2 protein-coding genes are annotated in these 2,057 nt (G+C 72.9%); one reads left to right on the top strand and one right to left on the bottom strand.

Annotation, left to right across the window (positions count from 1 at the left end):
* The first annotated feature begins 80 nt into the window (after positions 1–80).
* The gene (locus DM816_RS41685; RefSeq protein ID WP_162908428.1) at positions 81–944 is read left to right on the top strand and encodes a hypothetical protein; all 864 of its coding nucleotides are present in this window, start codon (positions 81–83) and stop codon (positions 942–944) included.
* Here DM816_RS41685 and DM816_RS41680 read toward each other — a convergent pair.
* The coding region (locus DM816_RS41680) for an AfsR/SARP family transcriptional regulator (RefSeq protein ID WP_170318943.1) at positions 941–2,057 on the bottom strand (1,117 nt) is incomplete at its 5' end. The genes DM816_RS41685 and DM816_RS41680 overlap by 4 nt on opposite strands.

Here is a 2,057-nt window from a genome sequence, read left to right as displayed (position 1 = left end):
CAGCGGGCGGGCGCGGTGTTCGAAGCGGCTCGCGTGCTGACTGTGACGCCACCGTGATACCCCCGCCCACCATGGAGGTCATGCGCATGTTGCTCACCGGCCTGGCGGCCGCTCTCGTCACAGCACTGCTACCACCCGTCCCCGCCGTGGCGTCTCCCGTCGCGGACCACTATCACACCGCGACCTCCACTTCGGACAATTCGCCGCGCAAGGGCGTCACGGTGTCCTGCCCCGAGGGCCAGATCGTGTACGGCTTCGGCGGCGCGACCGTCGACAGCGACGGCAACGTGGCACTCGTCGGCATCTTCCCCAGTGAGGACCTGACCACCGTCACGGCCATCGCGCAGGCCCGTGGCGGATGGGTGGGCAACTGGTCGGTGCGGGCCGCGGCCACCTGCTGGGCGCCGGGAGACCAAGCGCTGCAACGGATTGTGGGCCCTGGCGGCTGGGCGTCGTGTCCGGGCGGAAAGATGCTCTATTCCAGTGGGTACGCGGTGAGCTCCACCACCGGATCGGCCTACGCCGACGCGGTCGTGCCGTCGCCCGACCTGTCGGGGGTCTATGTGCGCGGCGGCGGGGCACCGGCCGCCGGCCTCCAGGTGACGGCGGTGGCGCTGTGCGGGTTGCGGATGCCGCAGGCCGGCACCCTGCCGGATTACAAAGAGCGCACCGAGGACACCGTCCCGGTCAGTGCCGAGTCCACGACGACCACCGTGGCGCCACTGCCGCAGTGGCAGGGCCTCGGGTATGTCTTCGTGTTCGGGGCGGGTGTGAGCTCGACCCGGCCGGGCATGTTCATCGACGCGCTCGGGCCGGGCCCGGAACTCGCCCACGGCTGGGCCCGCATGTCCCGTGGCACCAGCGCATTGCGCGGCCAGGCCATGGTGGCCGACGATGAAGACGAGGTCACGGTCTACGGCGTCTGCATCGGATCCTGGTATTAGGCGGCGGGCTTGATGCCGATGGCGCGCATCGCCTCCAGATAGCGTTCCCGTGCGCGCTTCGCCTCGCCGTGCTGACCGCCGGCCACCAGCGCTTCGATCAGGGCGCGGTGGCCGGCCTCGTCGTACGGGTCGACGCTGAGCAGACGCAGGAGGTGCCCGACCGCCGCCCCAGCGCGCCCGCGCCTGCGGCAGATCTGGGCGAGCATGCGCAGGGTGCTCACATAACCGCCGCGTGCCTCCTCGCGCAGCGCCACGGACCACTCCTCGTACGGCTCGTCCTCGAAGACGTCCGCCCGGTACCGCTCAAGGCAGGCGGAAAGCAATCGCTCCGCCTCGTCGAGGGCGCCCCGCTCGCGCAGCCGCCGGGCATGCGCCAGATCGGCCAGAAACTCCTCCACATCGACGCGCAGGCGCCCGACATCCAGGCCGATGCTGGCCTGGTCGGCCACGATGTAGTGGTCCTGGGCGAGCGCGCGCTCCGGGTCAAGCACCCGCCGGATGATCGAGAGCAGCACCGAGAGCCGGTGCCCGCTGGGCTCCTCGCCCGGCCACAGCATCTCGCACAGCTCGTCGCGGGGCACGGGGCGGCCGCGCCGCGCGATCAGGATGCGCACAAGGTCACGCGCCCGGCGCGACTGCCAGCGGGCCGGCGGCACGGGCTGCCCGTCCAGCCACACCTCGAACCGGCCGAAGGCTCGCACCATCACCGCCGTGGCGTCGGCCGACTCGACCGCGATTCCCGCCCGCGCAAGGGTCTCGGCCGCTTCCAGCGCGCCCAGCCGGTCGTCGACCCCGGCACCCGTGAGATGCCCGAGGCGATGGCGGATCCGGGCCGCCTCGACGCCCGCCTCCGCCCGGGTCCACACTGAAAGCGCCTCGCGCAGCGCGGCTCTGGCCTTCGCCGGGTCGGGCTCGCCCACGGCGCGAAGTTCGAGCGATTCGGCGAGGCCGGCCGGGTCTCGTTCGGCTCGCGCCTGCTTCGCCGCGTCGGTCGCCATCTCGGCCGCCGTCACGCGATCGCCGGCGTGGTGCGCGACCCAGCCGCGGGCCAGCAGCGCGGGGACGACCACGCGATCGGAGGCGAGCGCGGCCGCGCGGGCGGCGTGCTCTGCG

Source organism: Allorhizocola rhizosphaerae (genome assembly GCF_003426775.1).
Classification (GTDB): domain Bacteria; phylum Actinomycetota; class Actinomycetes; order Mycobacteriales; family Micromonosporaceae; genus Allorhizocola; species Allorhizocola rhizosphaerae.
Note: the sequence above shows the minus strand (reverse complement) of the source record. Positions and strands in the feature narration are given on the sequence as shown.